This window comes from Rhizobium favelukesii, from assembly GCF_000577275.2.
Taxonomy (GTDB): Bacteria; Pseudomonadota; Alphaproteobacteria; order Rhizobiales; family Rhizobiaceae; genus Rhizobium; species Rhizobium favelukesii.
Genome location: NZ_CBYB010000022.1, coordinates 1 through 4537 on the forward strand (window position 1 = coordinate 1; position 4537 = coordinate 4537).

The following is a 4537-nucleotide window of genomic DNA, read 5'->3' on the forward strand; positions in this document are numbered from 1 at the left end:
AGACAGCGATCGCCCAGGTGGATGGATTATCTTCCTGAAGAAGGGAGGAGAGCGCTGTTCCTTTGTCTCGCATGGGAAACACAACCCCCTGCTCCGCTCCTTCGGGTGCGCGAGCCCCTCGGTTTTATTCCCTTGCCCCTCTTCTAGCGCTGATCCGCGCGCGTTCGAAGAGCAGGTACGGGGCTCCCGCCCTATTTGGGCAATGAGCTACCTGTTCACTGAAAGAGAAAGGGCTTAGAACGATGTCAAATACTACTGCTGGACCCGGAAATGACGATTTTACCTGTCTCGCCGCTGTTGACCGTGTGAGGTTTACGGTCTGGCATGCGATCGCTTATGACAATAGGTAAATAATCACGAGATGGAGAACCCCCGAAGAATTACAACTTTCTGGTCCCGCGCTACTATAGCGGCCCAGATGGCCATCATTTCGATCGGGAGATTTGGCATGAATCAAGGTAGGTTCGGCCATCCCCCGATGGGCGATCAATCCTCTTCCCGTTCGCTAGGATCCTACCGCCTTGGTCTGCGCCAGCCTGGCGAGGTCCGGATAGCGGCGCCATCGGGGGGCGGTCCCGGGCCTACTGGTATTTCTGAGCGGTTGAGTCCACTCTCATGTTCGCCCTTTTCAAGTAGCAGGAATAGAAATTCTCACGCCCGATTTTCTCGGACGTCGAGTTTCGTATGAGTGCGTCCTGGGGAAAGCAGGAGGCACGGTCAATGAACGAGGGTTGATCATGCTCTGATACGCGGGTTGGTTACCGCAGGACCTGATGCGTCGCGGAGCTTCCTCTGTCTAGGATGCAGCGTCGGAACGTAACCGGCTGATAGTGGAAACGAGGGTTCTCCTGCCGTGACCATGCCCCCAGCCTTGCCCAGGTGCACATGGCTTTCTGATCGGTTCTCTTCCTCCTCGATGATCTAGACTTTGGCGGCGTTCAACGGGGCGCGACCTGACATGCAATCTCCCAGACGAAGCCCGATAGTTCGCGCGCAATCGCCGTAGTCACCGTCGTTGCTGGCTTTCCGGCCTTGGTGAGCTTTCGATAGCGACTGCACACTCGCATTTGTGCTTTCCACGCCGTATCGCGGATCGTTTTTGGAAGCTGCTCCTGGCGCAGCAATTGTTCGCGACTAATTCTCGCTGGAAACCGGTAACTCCAGGCCGCTTCAATCAGCATGCGACGCGCAGTTCCGTTCCCTGCCTTTGTAATACCACCTTGACGTCGAGTTCCGCCGCTCGAATGCTCCGATGGTACAAGCCCCAGATAGGCCATCAGTTGACGCGGATTTGTAAAGCGACTGATATCGCCCAATTCGGCAATCGTCGTGGCGGCGGTCACCAGAGCCATGCCACGCAACGATTGCAGCGCATGGACGACTGGGGCCAATGACCAATCGCTCAACATGATCTCGATTTGCTTCGTCAGCCGATCGCGCCGGTCCGTAGCAGCCTCGATAGTCGCGATATGATCCTCCAGCACAATGTGGTGGACCGGTTGTTCGAAGCGTAGGCCCGCCAGCCAACGGCGGTGCATCTGCGTCCAGGCCGGACGGCCATAATTGCAGCCATGGCGCAGTAGCAATCCACTGAGTTGCTGGCGAGCCTGTCGTAGACTGCGCACGGCAGCCAAGCGCGCCCGCACCAGATCGCGCATCGCCTCATGTGCGGTATCTGGTATCCAAACAGCGCTCAGCTCCCCGGCGCGATGAAGCCTAGCCAGATTGTTGGCATCCCGCCGGTCTGTCTTGATGCGATCGCCAGGCTTTCGAGGAATCAAAGACGGAGCGACGACCACGCAGTCATGACCTGCGGCAGACAGCTGCCGCTGAATGCCGTAGCCGCAGGGTCCTGCTTCGTAGCAGAACTTCAGTATCCGCCCCGGCTGCGAAAGCCTCGACAGCATATGCGCCAGAGCTGCAGGGTTATTTACAATCTGGCCGAATGCACGCACGTCGCCCACCGCCATCGGCAAGTGCCACCGCGATCGTCTCTTTGTGAACATCCAATCCGACATATGTGATAGTCTCTTCCACGGCCCGTCTCCTATGCATGAGGCTCTGTGCGAGGATAACTCACGCAACCCTCGATGCCTGCATATTGTGAGACGGGTCGCCCGGTCCCAGGCGAACATTTAGTCTAGCAGGCTGTTGAAAAAGGCCCTGGTGTGAAGACTTTGGTCGTGATTGATTGGCTTTGTCGAGATTCGGAGTTGATGGATGCGCGGCGGCGATGTTAGAACGGGTCAACTCTTCAGCTATGTCGATCTGGAGGATCGCGTTCGCAAAGATCATCCGCTACGGGCAATTCGCCGGATTGTGAACGATGCGCTCGTTTCACTGGAAGGGGAGTTCGCTGCGCTTTATTCGCCAATTGGGCGACCATCAATTGCGCCTGAGAAGCTTCTCCGTGCCATGCTTTTGCAAGCGTTCTATTCGATCCGTTCCGAGCGACTTTTGATGGAGCGATTGGAATACGACCTTCTATTCCGCTGGTTCGTCGACATTGGTATTGATGATCCAGCTTGGGACCATTCGGTGTTTTCGAAGAACCGCGACCGCTTGCTGAAAGGTGACATCGCCGCGAAGTTCCTGGGCGCAATTCTTTCGGTCCCACAAAGCGGGAGCAGTCCGGCGATGCAACGGCAGGCGTTGCCGGAGGACGCGTGTCAGACCCTCACGGCTCTCATAGTGCGACTACTTGTAAACCACGCAAACGGCGAGAGCGCCTCGCAGCAGTCGGAGGCTGGTTACGATGCATGCGAATCGGGCCACACCACTTGGAACGCAAGACCATCCTGTATGTCCGCCAGTCCTCGGCCCGTCACGCTCTGCACAATTGCGAAAGCAGCGTCTTGCAATATGCGATGCGCGGCCGGCTGACAGCACTTGAATGGTCGCGTATCAACACGGTGGATGACGATCTTGGCCGTTCGCTGGTCAACGGTCTGGAGCCCAGAGCAGGTTGCGCATAGGCGTAGGCCCGATTCCCCGAAGATCCGGGCCATGCACATCAGCCATGATGGCATTTACCAAGCGCTGTAGGGGACGTCGGCACTGCGTCGGGAGTTGGGCGCCAGCTGCGGTCCGGACGCGCTTTGCGCATGCCTCGGCAACGGACCATTCAAACAGCTCGTATGGTAAAGTAGCTCGAGGATGCGATACGCGGTTAAGTTTGGCAACGCGCGTCAGCCAGCGTTTTCCTCAACATTGATGTGAAATGGACACGGCAACATCCGGTACATGGATGCCTCCTATCAAAACAATCGATTTCTTCAGTCGCCAGGCAGAGCATAATAGTGGGCAGGTGGCATCGTGCGATGCGTCAAAAGGAGCATACAAATAATGAATTTCACTTCCCCGATCGAAATTCCAGGTAGCCCTGAGTTGCTTGATGTCATCGACCTGACTCCCCGCGATGACCTGACTCCCCGCGACCTGGACCCCAAGCCCATCGGCTCCGTGGCGGAGCCTTTCAACCCCGACCCGGGGTCCCGGATGGGGCCCGATCGGCCCGATCTCCCCGAACCCGACTACCCTGACCCGGACCCCGAACCCTGGCCCGACCACCGCGATCTCCCCGAACCCGACCACGGCTCCGCCCCTGACAGACCCGTAAACTTGGGGCCCGGCAACAACATATTCACGGGGACCAATGGCGATGACCGCATTTTGGCCAACGGCGGCAATGACTGGATCTTCGCTGGGCTAGGCAACGACATCGTTTTAGGGCAGGACGGTAACGACACGCTCTATGGCAACTACTCGTATTCGTCGTCTCGCGGTGTCGGCTCAGAGGGGGATGGCGATTATCTCAATGGCGGCGACGGCGACGATCGCCTTGTCGCCGGTGACGGTCCAGATACTCTGACTGGCGGCGCTGATCACGACCGGTTCGTATTCTCGTTCCATGACCCGATGTCCGAACCCTCGTTAGATCGCCTGAACGTCACCAGTGTTACGGATTTCAACCCGACCGAGGACAAGATCGTACTGGACGCTGCTGACTTCGACTCTCTTGGCCGACCACCCTTGGAGCAGGGAACCGTTGGGAACTTCATCAACGGCCGGAGCCCTATTTTTTTCACCGATCGAAGCTTCGCATCTGCCTCTGAGGCCGCAAACGCTGCTTCTCACGAAGTTCGCGGCGACATCTTGGTTTACTGCGATGCTAACGGAAGCGGCGCAGTTCTGGCCTATGTTGACGGTGAAAACACCGCCCATGAGTTCGGCTATCTGGAAAATAAGACTATGGCTGACTTAGCCTCTATGACCTCGAATAATTTCGAGTACTGCTGACCCACCAGTAGTCCGCACGGGAGCACCCCAGCGCTTCCCTCTCTCTGAACAGAGGCTCCCCGAGGAGCCTCTGTTCTCATGGCGTCAACGAGGTTCTTCGGCTTTCCAGTCGGTCTCAAGCGTCGCCTCGAGAAGCGGCGTAAATTGCCGGTACCTTAACAATCATTTGCGCTCGACTTCTTTCACCATTTCTCTGTCAACGCTATCCAAGGTATTGCGCATGATGCTCCAGTCTGGC

At 57.3% G+C, this 4537-nt stretch carries 1 protein-coding gene and 4 pseudogenes; 4 read left to right on the top strand and 1 reads right to left on the bottom strand.

The features are described from left to right. Positions 1-938 precede the first annotated feature (938 nt). A pseudogene (locus tag LPU83_RS26835) lies at positions 939-2037 on the bottom strand (IS110 family RNA-guided transposase). Between the two features lie 183 nt (positions 2038-2220). On the opposite strand from LPU83_RS26835, the pseudogene LPU83_RS26890 reads away from it, so the two are divergent. From LPU83_RS26890 to LPU83_RS26925, 4 genes and pseudogenes are all read left to right on the top strand, one after another. Beyond that, a pseudogene (locus LPU83_RS26890) lies at positions 2221-2619 on the top strand (transposase); the annotation flags it as partial. Positions 2620-2759: 140 nt separating this feature from the next. Continuing rightward, positions 2760-2966 (top strand): annotated as a pseudogene (locus LPU83_RS75665) (recombinase family protein); the annotation flags it as partial. Next, positions 2935-3122 (top strand): annotated as a pseudogene (locus tag LPU83_RS75670) (IS30 family transposase); the annotation flags it as partial. The pseudogenes LPU83_RS75665 and LPU83_RS75670, both read left to right, overlap by 32 nt. A gap of 223 nt (positions 3123-3345) precedes the next feature. After that, the gene (locus LPU83_RS26925) at positions 3346-4299 is read left to right on the top strand and encodes a calcium-binding protein (protein WP_157997299.1); all 954 of its coding nucleotides are present in this window, start codon (positions 3346-3348) and stop codon (positions 4297-4299) included. The last annotated feature ends 238 nt before the right edge of the window (positions 4300-4537 follow it).

Bases quoted from the DNA above. Each gene is read 5' to 3' on its own strand.
- LPU83_RS26925 (WP_157997299.1), top strand. From the start codon at position 3,346: ATGAATTTCACTTCCCCGATCGAAATTCCAGGTAGCCCTGAGTTGCTT.